Source organism: Lacrimispora xylanisolvens (genome assembly GCF_002934545.1).
Taxonomy (GTDB): Bacteria; Bacillota; Clostridia; order Lachnospirales; family Lachnospiraceae; genus Lacrimispora; species Lacrimispora xylanisolvens.
Genome location: NZ_PTJA01000014.1, coordinates 101,655 through 121,229, shown reverse-complemented (window position 1 = coordinate 121,229; position 19,575 = coordinate 101,655). Strand labels below are relative to the sequence as shown.

Annotated in this window: 19 protein-coding genes; 8 read left to right on the top strand and 11 right to left on the bottom strand. The window is 42.9% G+C overall.

Annotated features, from left to right (window positions below):
• Nucleotides 1-17 precede the first annotated feature (17 nt).
• Together BXY41_RS21870 and BXY41_RS21865 are read left to right on the top strand one after the other, a co-directional pair.
• Nucleotides 18-1,688, top strand: coding sequence for a S8 family peptidase (locus BXY41_RS21870; RefSeq protein WP_185140385.1), 1,671 nt, complete (start codon nt 18-20; stop codon nt 1,686-1,688).
• Nucleotides 1,689-1,748: 60 nt separating this feature from the next.
• Nucleotides 1,749-3,422, top strand: a complete 1,674-nt coding sequence (locus BXY41_RS21865) for a S8 family peptidase (protein WP_104439004.1) — start codon at nt 1,749-1,751, stop codon at nt 3,420-3,422.
• Nucleotides 3,423-3,492: 70 nt separating this feature from the next.
• On the opposite strand, the gene BXY41_RS26870 is transcribed toward BXY41_RS21865, so the two are convergent.
• From BXY41_RS26870 to ulaG, 9 genes are all read right to left on the bottom strand, one after another.
• Entirely contained in the window at nt 3,493-3,636 is a 144-nt protein-coding gene (locus BXY41_RS26870; protein ID WP_170072530.1) for a hypothetical protein, read from the bottom strand.
• Between the two features lie 94 nt (nt 3,637-3,730).
• A complete protein-coding gene (locus tag BXY41_RS21860; RefSeq protein ID WP_104439003.1) occupies nt 3,731-5,698 on the bottom strand; it encodes a methyl-accepting chemotaxis protein in 1,968 nt (655 codons plus the stop codon).
• A gap of 121 nt (nt 5,699-5,819) precedes the next feature.
• The gene (locus BXY41_RS21855; RefSeq protein ID WP_104439002.1) at nt 5,820-6,869 is read right to left on the bottom strand and encodes a hypothetical protein; all 1,050 of its coding nucleotides are present in this window, start codon (nt 6,867-6,869) and stop codon (nt 5,820-5,822) included.
• Nucleotides 6,866-7,729, bottom strand: a complete 864-nt coding sequence (locus BXY41_RS21850) for an L-ribulose-5-phosphate 3-epimerase (RefSeq protein WP_104439001.1) — start codon at nt 7,727-7,729, stop codon at nt 6,866-6,868. The genes BXY41_RS21855 and BXY41_RS21850 overlap by 4 nt, the downstream gene beginning before the upstream one ends.
• A gap of 64 nt (nt 7,730-7,793) precedes the next feature.
• The gene (locus BXY41_RS21845; protein WP_104439000.1) at nt 7,794-8,555 is read right to left on the bottom strand and encodes a DeoR/GlpR family DNA-binding transcription regulator; all 762 of its coding nucleotides are present in this window, start codon (nt 8,553-8,555) and stop codon (nt 7,794-7,796) included.
• 97 nt (nt 8,556-8,652) lie between these two features.
• Nucleotides 8,653-8,955 carry a PTS sugar transporter subunit IIB gene (locus BXY41_RS21840; protein ID WP_207657089.1) on the bottom strand — a complete coding sequence of 101 codons (303 nt, stop codon included), beginning with the start codon at nt 8,953-8,955 and terminating at the stop codon, nt 8,653-8,655.
• Nucleotides 8,956-8,972: 17 nt separating this feature from the next.
• Nucleotides 8,973-10,451, bottom strand: a complete 1,479-nt coding sequence (gene ulaA, locus BXY41_RS21835; RefSeq protein WP_104438999.1) for a PTS ascorbate transporter subunit IIC — start codon at nt 10,449-10,451, stop codon at nt 8,973-8,975.
• Between the two features lie 15 nt (nt 10,452-10,466).
• On the bottom strand, nt 10,467-10,928 hold the full coding sequence (locus BXY41_RS21830; RefSeq protein WP_170072528.1) for a PTS sugar transporter subunit IIA: 462 nt from the start codon (nt 10,926-10,928) through the stop codon (nt 10,467-10,469).
• 20 nt (nt 10,929-10,948) lie between these two features.
• Complete coding sequence (gene ulaG, locus BXY41_RS21825; protein ID WP_104438998.1) at nt 10,949-12,052, bottom strand: L-ascorbate 6-phosphate lactonase; 1,104 nt, start codon at nt 12,050-12,052, stop codon at nt 10,949-10,951.
• 236 nt (nt 12,053-12,288) lie between these two features.
• Between ulaG and BXY41_RS21820 the strand changes: the two genes are divergently transcribed.
• Both BXY41_RS21820 and lgt read left to right on the top strand, forming a co-directional pair.
• Nucleotides 12,289-13,284, top strand: coding sequence for an SPL family radical SAM protein (locus BXY41_RS21820; RefSeq protein ID WP_104438997.1), 996 nt, complete (start codon nt 12,289-12,291; stop codon nt 13,282-13,284).
• 92 nt (nt 13,285-13,376) lie between these two features.
• Nucleotides 13,377-14,138, top strand: a complete 762-nt coding sequence (lgt, locus tag BXY41_RS21815) for a prolipoprotein diacylglyceryl transferase (protein ID WP_104438996.1) — start codon at nt 13,377-13,379, stop codon at nt 14,136-14,138.
• 26 nt (nt 14,139-14,164) lie between these two features.
• On the opposite strand, the gene BXY41_RS26865 is transcribed toward lgt, so the two are convergent.
• Together BXY41_RS26865 and BXY41_RS21810 are read right to left on the bottom strand one after the other, a co-directional pair.
• Nucleotides 14,165-14,326: a hypothetical protein gene (locus BXY41_RS26865; protein ID WP_170072526.1), complete on the bottom strand. Its 162-nt coding sequence runs from the start codon at nt 14,324-14,326 to the stop codon at nt 14,165-14,167.
• A 26-nt stretch (nt 14,327-14,352) separates the two neighbouring features.
• Nucleotides 14,353-15,264 (bottom strand): LysR family transcriptional regulator, encoded by a 912-nt coding sequence (locus BXY41_RS21810; protein WP_185140384.1) that lies wholly within the window; start codon nt 15,262-15,264, stop codon nt 14,353-14,355.
• Nucleotides 15,265-15,384: 120 nt separating this feature from the next.
• Here BXY41_RS21810 and BXY41_RS21805 point away from each other — a divergent pair, with 120 nt between their 5' ends.
• From BXY41_RS21805 to BXY41_RS21790, 4 genes are all read left to right on the top strand, one after another.
• Nucleotides 15,385-15,909, top strand: coding sequence for a hypothetical protein (locus BXY41_RS21805; protein ID WP_104438995.1), 525 nt, complete (start codon nt 15,385-15,387; stop codon nt 15,907-15,909).
• Nucleotides 15,906-16,466: a chromate transporter gene (locus BXY41_RS21800; protein ID WP_104438994.1), complete on the top strand. Its 561-nt coding sequence runs from the start codon at nt 15,906-15,908 to the stop codon at nt 16,464-16,466. Before BXY41_RS21805 ends, BXY41_RS21800 begins: the two co-directional genes overlap by 4 nt.
• A gap of 2 nt (nt 16,467-16,468) precedes the next feature.
• Nucleotides 16,469-17,041, top strand: a complete 573-nt coding sequence (locus BXY41_RS21795) for a chromate transporter (protein WP_104438993.1) — start codon at nt 16,469-16,471, stop codon at nt 17,039-17,041.
• A 284-nt stretch (nt 17,042-17,325) separates the two neighbouring features.
• Nucleotides 17,326-19,545 carry a methyl-accepting chemotaxis protein gene (locus tag BXY41_RS21790; protein ID WP_104438992.1) on the top strand — a complete coding sequence of 740 codons (2,220 nt, stop codon included), beginning with the start codon at nt 17,326-17,328 and terminating at the stop codon, nt 19,543-19,545.
• Nucleotides 19,546-19,575: the final 30 nt, after the last annotated feature.

Here is a 19,575-nt window from a genome sequence, read left to right as displayed (position 1 = left end):
GACCGGAGGACTGTCTTTTGGAAAAGATTCTGGATAACGATTATTATGATCTGATCATTAACAATGTTTCAATTCCCAATTATAACTCAGATAATATAACCATGATTAATTTCAGACATTCCCTGCTCCATATTCCGGCAGCCGGTTCAACTCCATGCCTGCTTGGAGAATATCCATATCATACATTTCCCACACTTTATACGCTCAACTCCACCATCAGCATAGAAAAATCGGGAATTGGTCCTGTACAGAGAAATCCTTTTTTAAATCTCACAGGGCGGGGAATTATTGTGGGAGTGATTGATACAGGGATCGATTACAGACATGAAGCGTTTCTATACAATGATAACACTTCCAGAATTCTTTCGATCTGGGATCAATCCATTCAAAGCAACAATCCGCCGGTGGGATTTACATATGGGACAGAATATAACAGAGAATCCATTAATATAGCTTTGAGATCAGATGAACCCTTATCGATTGTACCTTCCGTCGATACTGTAGGGCATGGAACTTCTGTTGCAAGCATCATCGCAGGCAGATATAATCCGGCGAATTCCTTTACCGGTGTGGTACCGGAAGCGGAACTGGTCGTTGTAAAACTGAAAGATCCCAAACAGAATTTAAGGAGTATGAACTTTGTAAAGCCGGACGTATTGTGCTACCAGGAATCTGACATTATGCTGGGTGTCCGGTATCTGGAAACATATGCACAGAATGCCAGCCGCCCGTTAGTTATCTGCATTGCCCTTGGCAGCAGCCAGGGAGGTCATGACGGCACAGATGCACTTAGCAACTATTTAAATTATCTTTCCAGACTGCCGGGAATCGGAATATCTGTTTCAGCAGGAAATGAAGGCAATGACAGACGTCATTATTTTAACAGTACCACAGCACCGCCTTATTATAATAACTTTGAATTAAGAATAGGAGAAAATGATTCCTTGTTTTTTATGGAAATCTGGCCTTATGCACTGGGCCGTGTTTCCATTGATGTTTCCACCCCAAACAGAGAATCCACTCAGCCCATTTACCCAACCATTGGTTCCTGCAGAAAATTTGATTTTATTTTTACAGGAAGTACCGTATGGGTAAATAACTTTATATTTGAAGAAGAATCCGGCGATCAGCTGATTCTCCTGCGTTTTCAAAATCCCCTTGCGGGAGTCTGGAATATCCGGGTACAAAGCATGGAAAATGAGCCCATTTCATTTCATTCCTGGCTTCCTTCCGGTGATATTATTACAAATGACACATTTTTTTTAAATCCGAATCCGGATACTACCATTACCTCTCCCGGAGATGGAATCAGTCAGCTGACCGTTACTGCCTATAATCAGTTTAATGACAGTATTCTCATTGAATCCAGCAGAGGTTATACAAGAAACGGGCTGATAAAGCCAGACATTGCCGCTCCCGGATATCAGATACCATGTGCGATTCCGCGAAATCTCTATGGAACCATGACTGGAACTGGTGCCGCCGCTGCACATACAGCGGGAGCCATCGCCATGATACTGGAATGGGGAATACCAAGGGGGAATTACACATCCATGACCGGAAATGACGTGAACCGGTTGTTGATCCGGGGAGCTGCACGTGACAGCTCTATCATCTACCCAAACAACATCTGGGGATATGGCCGGCTTGATGTAAATAACCTGTTTCGAAGGCTGACCAATATCTGATCCGGTTGTCTTGAACGGGTGTTTTAATTCTTAATATTGGTGCAGTGAGGAGGCCTGATTTTGAATAAAATACTGGATAATAATTATTACGACTTAATCATTAATAATATTTCGGTCCCCTCCTATGATACGGGAGACAATATCACACCACTCACAGAGCGAAGCTCACTGCTTCATATTCCCACAACTGGAACGGATCCCTGTGATTTAGGAACACACCCCTATAACGTCTTTCCCTCACTTTATACGCTTGAATCCACCATCAGTATAGAAAAATCGGGTATTGGCACGGTTCAGAGAAATCCATTTTTAAATCTGACCGGTCAGGGCGTTCTAATGGGCTTTGTGGATACAGGCATTGACTACCAGCATAACGCATTTCGCAATAACGACGGAACCACACGCATTGTTTCTATATGGGATCAGACGGTGCAGACCGGGATTATTCCGGAAGGATTTACCTTTGGCAGTGAATATAACCGAGAGGCCATCAATCTGGCCTTAACCTCAGAAGATCCTCTTTCCATTGTTCCATCTACTGATACCAACGGACATGGAACTGCTATGGCAAGCATTGCAGCCGGCAGCGTCAGTGCTGATGAGGTCTTTGCCGGAGTGGTTCCCAATTCCCAGATTGTAATAGTAAAACTGAAAGATGCGAAAGAAAACTTAAAAAATGTATTTACCATACCAAAAGATACCTACTGCTTCCAGGAATCAGACATTTTGCTGGGGATCAGATATCTCTTTTTGACTGCTCAGAAACTGAGTCTTCCCCTTGTTATCTGTATTTCACTTGGCACAAGCCAGGGCAGCCATGATGGCAAAGGGACATTAAGCAGCTATTTAACCTATCTGGTACAGCTTCCTGGAATTGGCGTGTGTACCTCCGCCGGAAATCAAGGAAATACACAAAGGCATTATTTTAACAGTACATCTGCTGTGCCTTTTTATAATGATTTCGAATTGAGAATTGGAGAAAATGACAAAGAATTCTGGATGGAAATCTGGCCATACGCACCAGAACGAATCTCCATTGATATATCTACTCCAAACAGGGAATCCACCCAGAGGATTTATCCTTCCATCTCAGACTGCCGGAAATTTAATTTTATTTTTACCCAGAGTGTGGTCTGGGTGAATAATATTATTTTTGAAGAGGAAACCGGAGATCAGCTTATTTTAATCCGTTTTTTAAATCCTCAGCCCGGAGTATGGTCTTTACGGGCTCAGAGTCTTGAAAATGAATCCTTTTCGTTTCATTGCTGGCTCCCAAGTGGATCAATCATATCTGACAGCACCTATTTTTTAGCACCGAATCCGGATACTACCATTACATCTCCGGGCAATGGTGCCAACCAGCTGACCGTAACAGCTTATAATCAGTTTAACGATGGCATTCTTCCTGAATCCAGCAGGGGTTATACCAGAAGCGGTCTGGTTAAGCCGGATATTGCAGCACCCGGCTACCAGATCCCCTGTGCTGCTCCCGGCAACCAGTACGGGACTGCAACCGGCACCGGAGCCGCCTGTGCCCATGCAGCAGGAATTATTGCCATGGTGCTTGAATGGGGAATTCCAAGAGGCAACTATACTTCTCTGACCGGATATGACGTCAACCGGTTAATTATAAGGGGTGCCGTAAGAAGCCCCTCAGAAGTTTATCCTAACAATGTATGGGGGTACGGACGAATCAATGTAAATAATTTATTTGAACGGCTTACCAACATCTGATTTTTAAGAAACAGGCACCAGAGTTCCTGATATCAGGATGATCTGGTGCCTGTTTCTTTTCCTTGCATGTTCAGTTAAAGACAGAAATTCCATATTTCAGTTTTCTGTAAAATTTCCAAATGATCACTGCCGGGAAGCTGAAAAACAGATAAAGCGTTGTCAGTCCACCGATCACAGCATATACCGCCATAAGCAAAACAATCATAAACCCCATAATTTATCCCTCCTTCTACCCTTCTATTTTAGTAATATATCCTATAAAAAGATAGAGAATGGATGGAATCTTAACGCTATTTTAATAAAGTCGATTAAAGTCGAAACCGATCGATTAAGTTCTTTAAAATCTGTGCCTGACCGGAAAGTTCCTCACTGGTTGCTGCACTCTCTTCGGCTGTTGCGGAGTTTGTCTGAACCACACTGGAAATCTGATCAATCCCCTGATTTACCTGCCCAATGGAAACAGCCTGCTCTGCTGATGAATTGGAAATTTCATTGATCAAAGATACGGTTCTTTCAGAAGAAGCAGCGATCCGGTCTAAGGATTCTTTTGTTTCTGCTGCAATCAGTGCTCCATTTTGAACAGACTGATAGGAATTCTCGATCAGGAAAGATGTATTCTTTGATGCTTCCCCACTTTTTGAGGCCAGATTTCTCACTTCATCTGCAACGACTGCAAAGCCCTTTCCTGCTTCCCCCGCCCTCGCAGCTTCTACTGCCGCGTTCAGTGCCAGAATATTGGTCTGGAAAGCGATGTCTTCAATTGTCTTTATTATTTTACCGATTTCCCCTGACGTCTGGGAAATCTCATCCATGGCTTTTGTCATCCTTAGCATCTGTTCTTTTCCGCTGCTTAATTCCTCAGCCATTTCTTTCGCCTTGTTACTGGCCTCCCTGGCACTTCTTGCATTTCCTTCCACCTGCTTTGAGATATCACCAATCGTAGCAGCCAGTTCCTCTATAGAGCCTGCCTGTTCCGTAGCTCCCTGTGACAATGCCTGAGCACCTGCAGATACCTGGTCGGCTCCTGCCGCCACTTCACCGGAAGAACGGCTGATGCTTAAAAGAGTATCCCCCAGCTGTGCTTTTAACTGATGCATCGCCTCATGTATGCCTTTGAATCCTCCTACGTAGGCAGAGTCACAGGTGGTGCTGACTGTCAGATCTCCTGCTGCCATCTCATGAAGAACGTAATCCACATCCTTAATAATCATACCAAGTCTGGAAACCAGTTCTCTGGTGGCATCTGCAAGGATACCTGTTTCATCTTTGTTTTTCATCTCTGCTACAGGAGAATCCAGATCCCCCTCTGCCAGCAGCTTTAACCGGTTTGCACAGGAAGTAACGGGACTTGCTATCTTGCCTGCCAGAACAGCGGATACAATTCCTGCAACTACGAGAAATACTGCAATCAGTATAAGTGTAACCCCGCTGGCTGTTTTAGTGGATCCCATGAAATCTGACATGGGTGCACTGATTCCAATGCTCCAGCCATCGGTTCCTGCGATCGGCGCATAGGAAAGAAACATCTTATGCCCCTGATTTTCATAACGTCCGAAACCGCTTTTTCCCTGGGTCATCTCTGCTTCAAGCGCTGCAAGCTGGGAAAGCCCTGAGTCCTTTGATGCACTTTCCTGGACATTGATTCCGTTGGTAACCTTTTCCATATTGGGATCGGCAATTACCTTTCCGGACTGATTGAGAAGATAGGCATTGGAATCCTTACTGACCTGTATGGATGCAGCAATATCATTTAAAAAGGTTTCCCTGGGAACAAAATAAACAACTCCAACCACCTTCGTACCGGGAATTCCCTTTTCCCACAAAGGGGCTGATATAATAATCGTCATCTGCCCTGTGACCTTACTGATTAATGGTTCTGATACCGCCATCTCTCCTTTGATTGAACGCTTAAAATAATCCCGGTCCGAATAGTCTTTTCCATCAAAAATGCTGATACCGTCGGTCCCTATAATATTCCCTCTCTGGAACTCATGGGTCTTGGCCCTCTGATCAATAATAGACTTCTTTTCATCAATACCTGTCTCAGGGTTAGCCAGTCTTGCAATACTTCCCGCTTCATAAGCAAGATTCTTATAAATATCCAGCTCCTTTGCCACCCGCTCAGACGCTGTCTCAGCCAGTTCTGTCATGGACTGGTTCATGGTTCCGATCATGCTGTAATAATTTAAATAAATACTGATGCCGCCAACTACTGTGAGTGAGATAAAAACAGTTAAAGCCATGTAAAGAAATATTTTGTTTTTTATGCTCTTCATGACAATTCCTCCTTTGTGTCTCAGCAGAAAATTTATGGATAAATCTGCTGTTCAACTTAATTTCAGTATACTTCACAAAGGTATAATTGTCTATTCTCTTTTAGAAACCCGGTTATTCCACCTATGGTGTAATCCGGTACATGGCAATTTCATCAATTTCCCGGTTTGCGCTGATTAATAAGTCTTCCCCTTCTTTTTTCAAATGCAGAACATTGGCAGGTCCGCAGTCCCGGTCCAGGATCTCCCATTGATATGTCTTAAGTTCTTTATTCCAGGTAAAGCAAAGGAGATTTCTCTCTCCCTGCCTGTGCCCCACCACCAAAGCAGGCTTCCCGCATAAGCTTCCCCCAAAAATCCCATGGGAAAACTCTGCCTTTTTCTCATATTCGTATACTTTTTTATAGCTGCCTTCCGATTTTTTATATATGGAAATGCAGTCACCATGGAAGGGGGACAATACAGCAAGCTCTTTTTCCCCATCCTCATCAAAGTCAATTAAAACACCATCACTGGCAGGAGTGTCAAGCAGCTTCTGTACCTCCCACTTTTCCCCTTTTTGAAAGGGCGGGACAAACTGAAAAACTCCTCCTTCACAGGATACCAGTGCCGTATCTGCTCCGTCTTCCTCCACCCGGTAATAGCCATGATTCTTAAACAGTCCTTCCAGAATCACTTCAAATTGCAACGGATGGGACTCACAAAGCCCTGAAAGATCCTCCGGAAGCACTGCAGCATAAACCTTGCCCGGACTGGACCAGTCTTCCTTATACTCGTGGCCGGATTTTAAAGTACAGGCCAGAAGATAGTATGTCCTTCCCCTTTTTAATATATCAAACCGATGGACATGAGGAAGGGCTGCAATGGTCTTTATCTGCCACTTCCCCAAATTATCCGGGGTTACCAGTACTATGACTGCCTCTTTGGAATCATTGGGAGAATAAAACCGCTGGGTTGCCAGAAACTGTCCGTCTGTACCGGGAACCTGTACCATGGACATGGTGCCGCCTGGTTCTTCCCAGACAGTATCCACCTTATTTCCGTCCATATCAAATAAAAGACAGGGATCTTCCTTTTCCGCTGCCACCAGAAAATGTTCTTTCCCTTTATAATTTAAGGGGGCAACCGAATAACATTTTGTTAAATGCCCCAATACCTTTTTCTCTGCTTTCATTGCACACTCTCCTTCAGGCATTGTTTATCCAGAATCTCAGTCATCCGCTTATTAGCATCGTAAAGTTCTCTCATCCACTGGGAATTACCGGTATACCAAAACTCAGCCACATATTTTCTGATTCCCAGCTCCCAGGCTGTTTGAATGGCACTTTCAAAGTCCACATGCCCCGTCCCAAATGGAATTTCCCTGAATTTTCCAGGAACGGTTTCTTTTAAATGCATGGCAACCAGATGACCTTTCCCTGCGCGTAAGTCATCTAAGGCATTGATTCCGTAAGTTTTGGCTGCATTGGTAATATTCCCGATATCCGGATAGACGTTTAAATACATAGATGATACCAGCTTTACATATTCCATGGATTTTTCCACTGTATTCATGAATTCCGTTTCCATGGTCTCAAATCCCAGTACAACTCCCAGGCGCGCCGCAATTTCCGTGGCTCTCTTCAGATTCTCCAGAAAATACCGCTTGGTCTCCTCGCTTGAATCCTCATAATATACATCATAGCCTGCCAGCTGGATGATCCTGACCCCCAGATCATCTGCCAGCTGGATTGCTTTCTCCATAATCTCCATTCCCTTTTCCCGTATTGCGGGATCGTGGCTTCCAAGGGGATATTTGCGGTGCCCGCTTAAGCACATGGTGCGGATGGGCAGTCCCACAATCTTCATGGTATTGATTAATTCCAGCCGTTCTGCCTGCGACATGGATAAACGGCTTAATTTTTGGTCTGTTTCATCAATGCTGATTTCCACAAAATCATAACCGGCTGCTTTTGCTGCTTCCAGTTTTTCTTTCCATCCAAGCCACTCAGGCATGGATTTCTCATATAATCCAAGGGTATATGCCTTTTCCATAAATTTGCCTCCACGAAAGATGCAATCAACATGGACGCCCGGGCATTGTTCCACTATGATTGATTTAAAAATCTGACCGGTGGACTACAAACACTTCCACCCCTTTTTCCCTGATCAGATCCAGAGCTTCTGATGATGCTTTTTCATCGGTAATTAAACACTTGATTTTTTCAATGGGGCAGCTGACAAAGCTGCTGTTTTTCCCGATCTTTGTGTGATCCGCCAGGACATAGACAGCCTGGGTTGCATGGCCTGCCATCATTTCATTGATACTGACCTCGTTGAAGATCTCTGTTGTCATGCCGTTTTCCCCGCTGATACCGGAACAGCCGATAAATGCTTTCTTCGCGTAAATTGTCTGTAAATTGCGTAATGCAAAATCTCCTACCATAGCTTCTTTTGGATAGCGCAGTTCACCGCCTGTCAGCACCACGTTTACTTCCTGGGAATGCTCACAGTGAATGGCTTTTCCGTTATTGGTAATGACGGTTACATTGGAACAGTTAATGTATTCCAGTATTTTTAATGCATTGCTGCTGGTATTAATAAACAGCGTATCATTATCGGCTACAAACTTCGCAGCAAATTCAGCAATCAGTCTCCTGTATAAGGAAACCTCATCCACTGGACTGCCGGAAGCAATGGCGCCTCCATGGGTGCGTACAAGAAGCTTCTTATCTTCTAAATACTGCAAATCCCTGCGTATGGTAATCAGTGAAACCTCTAATGCTTCCGCCAGTTCATCTACCCGCACCCTGGGATTTTTCTCCATCAGTTCCAGGATGCGGCTCCTTCTGTTCTCAACACAAGCTCTGTCTTTTTTCATTGTTTTCCCTCTCAACTCATAAAGATATGATTCTTTATCCTCATTATAGCCTGTTCAGAAGCCTGTGTCACTTATTTTATGTTCGTTTTGATTGAAATTAAAGAATTCCATTTTCCTTCATTTTTTGTTCCATCTCCTGGGGAGACATGATATTTCTAAGGCCAATCACCAGAGTCCCTTTTTCCTGTGCCCCTTTAAACATACTGACAAAATTCTGTGCGCAAAAGACAACATCGTACTGAGCGGCTGCCGTTTTTCCTTCCGATAAGGCGCAGTGATGAACTTTGGTGGGCTTTATTCCCGCCTTATCAAGTACCTTCTGCATTGTCATTTTCATCATCAGACTGGAGCCGGCCCCATTGGCACAGCAAACCATAAAACTCATATTTTCTTTTGACATATTCCTTCTCCTGACTTCTATTTAACTCCTTTTAATTCTTTATAGGCTTCGTAATTTTCTGTAATAAGGAAATAACCTTTTTTATCCTTCCGATACTGAATCTGGGGAATCGCCAGTAAAACAACCACTACAATCAGCACTCCGGCATAGCTTAAGAACTTCATGACTGCTGTCATAACCGGCCATACAACAGCCCAGTCCCACATACCTAAGTATCCGCCATAAGCTGCCATTCCAACCCAGCCTGCAATAATTGCTGACCCGAACACCTGACAGATACCAGAGAAGAACGGCAACAAAAGTGCTGCTTTAATTCCGCCTTTTTCATTGGCAAATACGGCAATGGTTGCATTATCAAAGAATACAGGAACGAAACCGCAGATTACAAGAACCGGGCTCTTTAAAACAATCAGTGCGATGATTGCCAGAATCTGACCGGCAAAGCCTGCAAGGAAACCAAGAGGTACCGCATTGGCAGAACCAAACCCGAATACAACTGCACAGTCAACTCCGGGAAGGGATCCAGGAAGGAGCTTATCTGCAATTCCCTGGAAGGAAGCGGTCAGCTCAGTGACGAAGGTTCTGACTCCCAGCTGAAGGATTGCCAGGTAAACAGAGAAATAAAGGCAGGTCTGAATGACATAGAAGACCATGCTGGCGCCCTCTTTCATGAACTTTTGTTCCACCAGATATTCCCTTCCTAAAATACACAGAATTGCTCCGAAGAAAACGATCATCAGTATGGAGGTACATACCATGTTTTCATTGAATATGGACATGAATCCGGGAAGTTCGATCTCGTCTATCTTCTTAATTTCTTTCCCGTTTTTCCTTTTGCCGAACAGCTTTTCTGCCAGCCATGTATTAAATGCAATACCAAACATCTGCTGATGTGCCAGACAGAAGCCTGCACCATCGGTCAGTTCCTGACAGGGCTTGATGGTTAAGTTTGAACCCACTGCCCAGTAAGCTCCAAGAATCAGTGCCATTACTACCAGAAGGGCAACGTTATTGTTTAATAAAAACGGGCAGGCAAAGAGGATGAGCCAGTAAGCGGTAGCTGCCTGCTGTACCTGTACATGACCAGTGGTAAACAGGGCTCTTAACTTGGTCACCTTACTGAAACGGACCAGTAGAATATTTACAATGAACGCGATTAAAAGCAGAATCATGGCATTGCCAAATGCTTTACCAAACACTTCTTCCACCCCTGCTGTTACTGCATTTTGTCCAAAGTAAGGGTCAATTACCATTGCGTTCATATTGAAACGATCTTTCAGACCCACAAGCACAGGACGGAAATTATTGACTAAGCCCCCGGAACCCACTGTCAGAATCAGATAACCTACGATTGCCTTAATTACGCCGGCAAGAACATCATACCAGGGTTTTCCAAGCAGCACGTAACCGATCATAACGATCAGACCAATCATAAAAGCCGGCTGCTGTAATACATTGACTGCAAAATACGACCAGATCTTTAATAAAATATCCATAAGAAACCCTCCCCATTATGAATCCAGATAATCGCTCTGGATTTTAATTAAATCCTCCGGTGAATTGGCACTTAACAGTGCTTCCACCGCCCCTTCATTCATTAACAGTTCTGACAGCCTTGTCATATTTACCAAATGCTGCTCCGGATTACAGGAAGCAAGAGTAAAGAAAAGCCTTGCATCCTTTTCCACATCTCCCGGCTCAAAGCTGACCGGCTTATTCAGCTTCATAAATCCGATCGCAGTTTTGTGCACCCCTTTTGCACCTTCCTGAGAATGCGGCATGGCTACATTTGGCATGATGATAATATAAGGTCCATATTTCCTGATGCATTCAATGATTTCTTCCTTATAATCTGCCTCAACAGTTCCATCCGCCTCTAAGGTCTCACAGCTCATCCGGACCGCATCCTCCCAGCTTGCCGCTTCCTCCGCGAATTTATAATGCCCCAGTTCTACAAACTCTTTTAACAGCATGACGAACCCTCCCCGATTATCTATAAACAGGACCGAAATGGTATGTTCTGAGGAGCTTCAAAGCAGTCCTCAAATCCTCTGGGGTGATGATAGGCTTTTTTCTCTCTGTCTGTTGGATAGACATATTTTCCGCCTACTTCCCAGAAGAACGGATGGAACCGGTAATCCAGACGGTCCTTTTTCATATCATAAAGCACCCGGATTTCGTTGACATCAGCCATAAAGTTGCTCCACACATCATAGTGAATGGGAATCACCACATCACAGTTTAATGCCTCCGCCATGCGAAGTACATCGCAGGAGGTCATCTTATCCGCCATACCTACCGGATTTTCTCCATAGGAGCCAAATGCCACATCAACCTTGTGATCCTTTCCATGCTTTGCAAAATAGATGGAATAATGGGAATCACCGCTGTGATAGATATTGCCACCTGGCGTTTTTATTAAGTAATTGACCGCTTTATCGTCCATATCGGTGGGGCAGATTCCGGTCAGTTCTTCTCTGTCCGCTCCGGTGGAGTCCGTTGTTACAAGACAGGTTCTGTCAAAGGAATCAAGCACTACGATTTCCACGTCCCTGATCTTTATGGTGTCTCCCGGACGCACTACCTTACACCGTTCTTTTGGAACTCCCCATTTGATCCAGGTTTCCACGGATTTTAAAGGACCGATAAATGGAACCGGAATCTCATTTCCATTCTCGTCAGTGGTGGTCATACCGCTTTGAATGACGTGAGCCGCATACTCCGCGCTCATGTGATCCTGATGATAATGAGTTGCCAAAACTCCATCCACCTTTTTGATGGCAAATGGATCAATGACAAAAGGTACTGCTCTTAAATTGGGCTGCATCTTTCTGGCACCACACATATTAGCCATCTGATGCCCTTCTGCCATCCTTCCGTCTCCATGAGTACGTTTTCCGTTTCCACACCATAAGTCAATGGTTAAATTACAACCGCCTGGTGTTTTAAACCAGATTCCTGTACAGCCTAACCACCACATTGCCACAGTGCCGGGTTTTACTTCCTCGCTTTCAATCTCTTCATTCAGCCAGGTTCCCCACTCTGGAAACGTGCTCATGATCCATGATTCTCTGGTCGTTTCACTCACCTTGCTCATACTACCTTCTCCTTTGATCTTAATGCCGGTTTTTTATGTTCGTTTTGTTTCTGTAATGCCATATTATCATGATTAAAGTTGATTTTCAATAGGATTATATGTTCGTTTATCTTTTATATGATCGTTATTGAATTTTTGTAATATCATACAGATTTTAGTCGTTTTTTTGTGCATTTTTACATGGAATATCCCGATTTTTTCTCCGCATAATAAATGGAAACAGGAGGTTAACCAATATGTTTCCAGATAAAATTTATTTTGAACCAGATTCCATGAACTATGAGTTAGGTGGATTATTGAAAGAGAAATATAAAGATATACCATGGATTCCCATTGAAAGCCATAATAAAATAGATGAACTGCGCACCCGGCCCAACAAGGATTTCCCTGAACTAAAACGGCTGCTGGTCATTGGAGTCAGAAAAACCCATAACTACGTTCCAAACCATAAAGTTTCAGATTATCTTGTTCCTTATACTTCATCCGGCTGTACTGCCATGTGCCACTACTGTTATCTGGTCTGCAACTACAATAAGTGTTCTTATCTGCGCCTGTTTGTAAACCGGGAACAGATGCTGAATAAAATAATCAATCATCAGGCTAAATCCGTAAAAGACAACACTTATGAGATTGGCAGTAACAGTGATCTGGTTCTGGAAAATACGATTACCGGCAATTTATCATGGACCATTGAACAGTTTGGAAAAACAGACAAAGGCTTTTTAACCTTTCCCACTAAATTTAACCAGGTGGACCCTCTTCTTGATTTAAATCACAGAGGACGCATTATCATGCGTATGAGCGTGAATCCCCAGTCCATTATAACCAGATTTGAACCTGGAACTTCCGGATTAAATGCAAGAATTACCGCATTAAACAAAATGTGTGACGCCGGTTACCGGGTTGGAATCCTTATTGCACCTGTCATATTAACGGATGACTGGAAACAGCTTTATTCCGAACTGATTACAATTCTTTCCATGCAGTTAAGCGAAAAGGTAAAGCGGACCGCTCTGGTTGAAATAATTTTCATGACTTACAGCTTTGTCCACAATGCCATTAACAGTGAGGCATTTCCTGACGCAGGAAAGCTTTATGACAAAGACTTAATGACAGGAAGAGGCAGGGGGAAATATTGTTACAAAAATGATTTAAGAGAAGATGGGGAGCTGTTTTTAAGGCAGCAGATGAATGAAAAATTAAAGGAAATGACCATTTTATATATTGTGTGATACCAAAGCCTTTCGGCTTTCTTTGCAATGTATGAAAAGATATGGTATAATAACTTCGTTTTTATTCTAAAGATAAAAGAAGGAAGATAACCATGTATAACGATTTATTCTCCATCGGGGGTTTTACGTTTCACGGATACGGTCTGATGATCGGCATTGGAATTGCGGCAGCCTACTTAACAGCAGAATACCGCGCCAAAAAGGCAGGGCTGGAACCGGATCACTTATTCTATCTGCTTATCCTGGGAGCCGGGGGCGGTCTTGTCTGTGCCAAGCTTCTTTACTACGTTACAATATTAGATGAAATCAGAAGTAATCCCAGACTTTTACTTGATATCTCAACCGGATTTGTGGTGTATGGAGGAATCATCGGGGGAATTGGTGCCGGATTTATTTACTGCCGTATAAAGAAAATAAGTCCAATCCGTTATCTGGATCTTGTAGTTCCGTCAATTGCCCTGGCACAGGGGTTTGGAAGAATCGGATGTCTTCTTGCCGGCTGCTGTTATGGGCGTCAGACCTCCGGACCTTTTTCCATAACCTTTCAGAGTTCTCAGTTTGCACCGAACGGAATCCCGCTGCTGCCGACTCAGATTGTATCCAGTGTTTTTGACTTTGCCAACTTTCTTGTACTGCTGGCACTGGCACGGAACAATCCCCCTGCCGGAAGAGTCAGCGCTTTCTATCTGATTTTTTACAGCCTGGGGAGATTCGCAATTGAATTTTACCGGGGTGATTTAATCAGGGGTTCTGTTGGAAGCTTATCAACTTCCCAGTTTATCTCCCTGTTTGTAGCTCTTGCAGGTTTTATCCTTTTGTGGAAATCCGGAAAAAATAAGAACCAGCTGTCATAAACCTGATCCTATGCCCGTTTAAAGGTCTAAGTTGTTTCTCTCTCAATAAGAGAAGCTTCAAATACTTTGTGAAACGGGCTGTTTTTTTTATCCGCCCCACCTTCAATGTCGGAAACAATCATCCTGGTAACCTCTTCTCCCATCTCTTTGGCCGGAACCTCCATGGAAGTCATTGCGGTTTCCAGCATCCCTCCGATGGAATGTCCCGTGTTTTTTATAGTCCATTGTATTTTGGCATGGGGAAGTCCAGCTCGTAACACCTGCAAAGATCAATGAATTCATGAATCGTCCTGGTTAAAAGCTTGTCTTTGTGATGGACGATATAGAAGTACCGTTTAAATTCCGCATCCTCTATTTCCACCTGGTAAACCAGATTTTTCTCCAATGGACCGGAAACCATGCGCTTTGGCACAACGGCAATTCCAAGTCCATGAATAACTGCATTGACCAGTGCGGTTGTACTCATTCCCTCCCATACTGGCTTTATCGTAATACCCGATTTTTCCATCACTTCTTCAAACAGCTCCCTGGTCCCGCTCCCATGTTCACGCAGAAGAAATTTCTGTCCGCTTAACTCTTCCTTTTTCAGCACCTGTCCCTGGTAATAGGGGTGACGGCCGGGAGCAATGACTGCAAGGGAATCTTCCATATAAGGCTCAGCTAACAGAGAGCTTTCATGAACCGGCCGCTCCACCAGTGCAAAATCCAGTTCATTATTTAGAAGCTTCTGCTCCAGCTGATGGGAAGTTCCGATAAACACCTGCACGTCCGCTTCGGGATACATTGCTGAAAATTTTTCCACATAACTTGGCATGAACTGGGAACCAATGGTGATACTTGCTCCGACCCGCAGCACACCGATGGTATCCCAGTTTCTGATCCCCTTCTCCATATCATCAAGGAGGGCAAATATACGCTGGGCATATTCCAGAAACTGTCTGCCCGCCTCAGTCAGATAAAGCCTTCTGGATATGCGGTCAAATAACACAATCCCATAATATTTTTCAAGCTCCTGTATGGCTACAGAAACGGATGGCTGGGTCATATATAGTTTTTTCGCTGCTCTGGTTATACTGTTATTGCATTCACACACAGTAAGAAATATGCGCAGATGGCGTATGGACATAGGGATACCTCCTGTTATCATAGCTAATATCATATGTTTTTGATAAAATTATACTATTTTAATTATAAACCATCAAGTGCTATACTGGTAAAGGAATAAACAACCGGAAAGGAAACTTCTATGAAATACTTAATCAAAGCGGGAAAACTTTATATGATTGATAATGAAAGACCCTCCACAAAGCTTGCCTGCTTAAAAATGCCCTATTATCCCACAAGGAAGACCATACTTTCCCCTGACGGCAGAGTTAAATTATATGCAGATATAAAAACCTGTGAGGGCGGTGAACACAGCCAGGAACAAATTTATATTCTTTCTGATTCTCTCAATCAGACCATTTTATCCGGAAGTCTTGTCTTTCCGGAAAATCTGTCTTTACTGAATGGCCAGCAGGTAAATCAGATCAAGTTCACCATGGATCACAAAGGTTACGATTTATTTATGAGAAACAGCCAGGAATACTGCATTATGGATGAGGCAAGCTGGGTGGCTGCAAGGCTTGTACACTGTATAAAAGGTGGGGGCTGGTATGTGGAGGCAGATCCGTTATTTTCTCCTTTTATCCTAATGGGACTTTTTATTTTTTGCAGATATTTAGACAGAGAAAATGAATTTGTATCGGAAACAGGAGACTTACACAGATGAATAAAAAAATATTAAGCAATATATTCTTATCAACCCTTTATTTAAGCTCTTTTACTTTTGGCGGTGGCTATGTAATTGTCACTTTGCTGAAGAAAAAATTTGTAGATGAGCTTCACTGGATTGATCAGCAGGAAATGCTTGACCTGGTAGCCATCGCCCAGTCCTCACCAGGAGCCATTGCTGTTAACGGAGCCATTGTTGTGGGATATAAACTTGCCAGATTACCCGGCGTTATTTGCGCCGTTTTAGGTGCTGTGATTCCTCCCTTTGTTATTCTCACTGTTATATCCTTTTTTTACACTGCCTTTAAGGAAAATTTCATCATTCAGGCGATGCTAAACGGTATGACAGCAGGTGTTGGTGCTGTAATCCTTTCCGTTGTTTATGATATGGGAGGTGACGTGGTAAAGGGAAAAGATCCTCTTTTAATTATATTGATGGCAGCTTCCTTTATCGCCGCTTACTTTTATCATGTAAATGTAATTTTTATCATCTTAGCTGCAGCACTGACCGGCATAGGTAAGACTATCATTCGAAAACTTAGAAACGAGGCATAATTATGATCTATTTAAAATTGTTCTGGGCATTTTTTCAGATTGGAGCGTTCAGCTTCGGAGGTGGCTATGCCGCCATGCCATTAATTAAACAACAGATTATCACTACTTATCACTGGCTCACCATAAACGATTTTACCGATTTAATTACCATCTCACAAATGACACCTGGGCCGATTGCCATAAATTCTGCAACCTTTGTTGGAAATCAGATAGCCGGATTACCCGGCGCTTTTTTTGCAACTTTGGGCTGTGTTCTTCCTTCCTGCCTGTTTGTCACCTTCTTATCCTGGGCATATAACCGATATAAAAATTTAAGCATTCTGCAGGATATATTAGAAAGTCTGCGTCCTGCCGTTGTATCTATGATTGCAGTAGCTGGAATTGATATTTTATTTCCTGCTGTATTTCCCTCTGGTTCCCTCTCTTTTTTACCTGGTCAGGTCAAACTTCGTCCAGTACTCTATTTTGCTGCTGCCCTATTTCTACTGCGAAAGAAAAAGAAAGACCCGATCCTGGTTATGGTTCTTTGCGGTGTTGCCGAAGTTACAGCTCAGTTGCTGATGCCTGGTATATAAAGTTGATCATCTGTGTTAAAACCGATTTAATCATGCAAATTACCATTTTAATTATTTTATTCCCCTCATTATTAATAATCATAGTAATCTTTTTTATGAATTTTCTATTAACAAATTGTCACTTTGTGTCGAATAACGGTTGATGGTGAAGAAAAATGAAACTAATGACAGGAAAGGAGGGTCATTTTTTTAATATATAAAAATTCAGCTGCATGATATGCAGTTTATTTTTTATACGGTAATTGGTAAATTTTTCTATTTTTTTAATTTGAGGGAGCATTAAGATGAAGAACAAGAAAAAAATTAATTTCAATGATATGAAGCTTGCAATGAAAACATCCATTGCTACAGGCATCATACTGATTATGAGTTTGACCGTGCTTATTACCATCTCTTCCATACTTGCAAGCAGTTCAATATCCAAAGCAATCAATGGTGAGTTTACAGGAATTGCAGCTCAGAACGGTCTCATGGTTCAGTCTATTATTAATGATGCATCTGGCACTGCCAAAGATTTACAGGATTACTTAAATCGGGTGTATAACGGAGGGGAAGCTGCCAGTGACTGGAAAGACATTAACAGAAAAAGCAAAATATACAATGCCCAGCTGAAAGAAGTCAATTATGAGGTAGAAAATTACATTACTAATTCAGCCTGGGCAGCTCTTAATAATACCGATTCCTTATATGGCGTCGGTGCCTTTTTCGAGCCTGGGCAATTTGATCCGGCAGTCAAAGATTACTCCGTCTACGTTGACCGTGATAATGCAAAAAATAACACTGCCCAATCTCTGGGAGCCTACAGCGAATACTCCAATCAGGATTATTACCGGGTAGCAAGAGAAACCAAGGCACCTTACCTGACCGATCCTTTTAATTATAAAGGAACCATGATGAGTACCATAGCATATCCAATTATGAACGGAGACAATGTAATTGGTGTTATCCTGGCTGATATTAACGTATCTAATTTTTCCAGAATCAAAACCACTGATGCCAAATATCCTTCCATGTATGTGGATATTTATACAGAAGGAAATATGATTGCTTTCGACAGTAAATCAAGTGATAACATTGGTAAAAAACTGGAAGACTTAATTCCTCCATCAGAATATGCCAGGATTGTGAAAATGCAGGAAAACAAGAAAGAATTCCACATTGATACAAAAAAGGCTGACGGTTCTCTGGAAACCAGACATTACTATCCCATCTCCTGCGGATCCCAGACCTGGTGGGCTTCAAGCAGTCTTGACAAAAGCGATTTGTATAAGGATGTGGTAAAAAGTGTTATTGTCATGATTGTACTGGCCGTTTTATCTCTTATTTTTATTAATTCAGTTATCATTGTATTTTTACGGAGAACCTTGAAACCCATTGATGGAGTTGTGGCAGCAGCAAAGAATATTGCGGCAGGAAACTTAAATGTTGAGATTCAGGTCAAAAGCAATGATGAAATTGGCCAGTTGTCAAAAACATTCGTGGACATGGGACAAAATTTAAAATTGATTATTCATGATATCAATTATCTGCTTGGGGAGATGAGCCAGGGAAACTTCAAAGTTCAATCGGAGTGCCAGGATCAATATACCGGAGATTATCGCTATATTTATGAAGCAATGCATAACATCCGCTTAAATTTAAGCAGCACCCTTCTGGAAATTGACGAGGCATCCGAGCAGGTATCCACAGGTGCCTCCCAGGTAGCTGATGCTTCCCAGGCGTTAAGCCAGGGAGCCACAGAGCAGGCCTCTTCCATAGAAGAATTGTCCGCAACAATCACGGAAATCTCAGAACGTGTAAAACAAAATGCGGCCAATGCAGCGGAGGCAAATACCCTTTCTCAGGAAGCCGGCAGAGGCATCACGGAAAGCAACCAGAAAATGAAAGAAATGACGGAAGCGATGAACGAGATTGCCAATACTTCCAATGAAATCAGCAAAATTATCAGAACCATTGATGATATTGCTTTCCAGACCAATATTCTTGCACTGAATGCAGCTGTTGAAGCAGCCAGAGCCGGATCTGCAGGCAAGGGATTTGCTGTTGTTGCTGACGAAGTACGAAACCTGGCTGGTAAATCAGCAGAAGCAGCAAAAAATACTACTTCTCTCATTGAGAATGCCATATCTGCAATTGGAAGCGGAACGAAAATCGCTGACGAGACAGCGAATGCACTTCGCCTGGTTGTTCAGAAGTCGGAAATCTCCACCGGTAAAATCGCAGAAATTGCAGAAGCATCTAATGTCCAGGCAGATGCCATTACACAGATCACAACTGGAATTGACCAGATTTCCGCAGTTGTTCAGACAACCTCCGCTACTTCGGAAGAAAGTGCCGCTACTTCAGAGGAACTGTCTGCCCAGGCAGTGAACTTAAAATCTCTGGTAGGAAAATTCCAGCTGGTAAACAGCAAGGAACAGCAGGAAGATGTGCCCCAGCCAACAGAAGGCAGCCATAAGGCTTCTACTGAGTACTCTGAAATAAATACAGATTACAAGTATTAAATTCAATCAATAAAAGAAACGTACATGAAC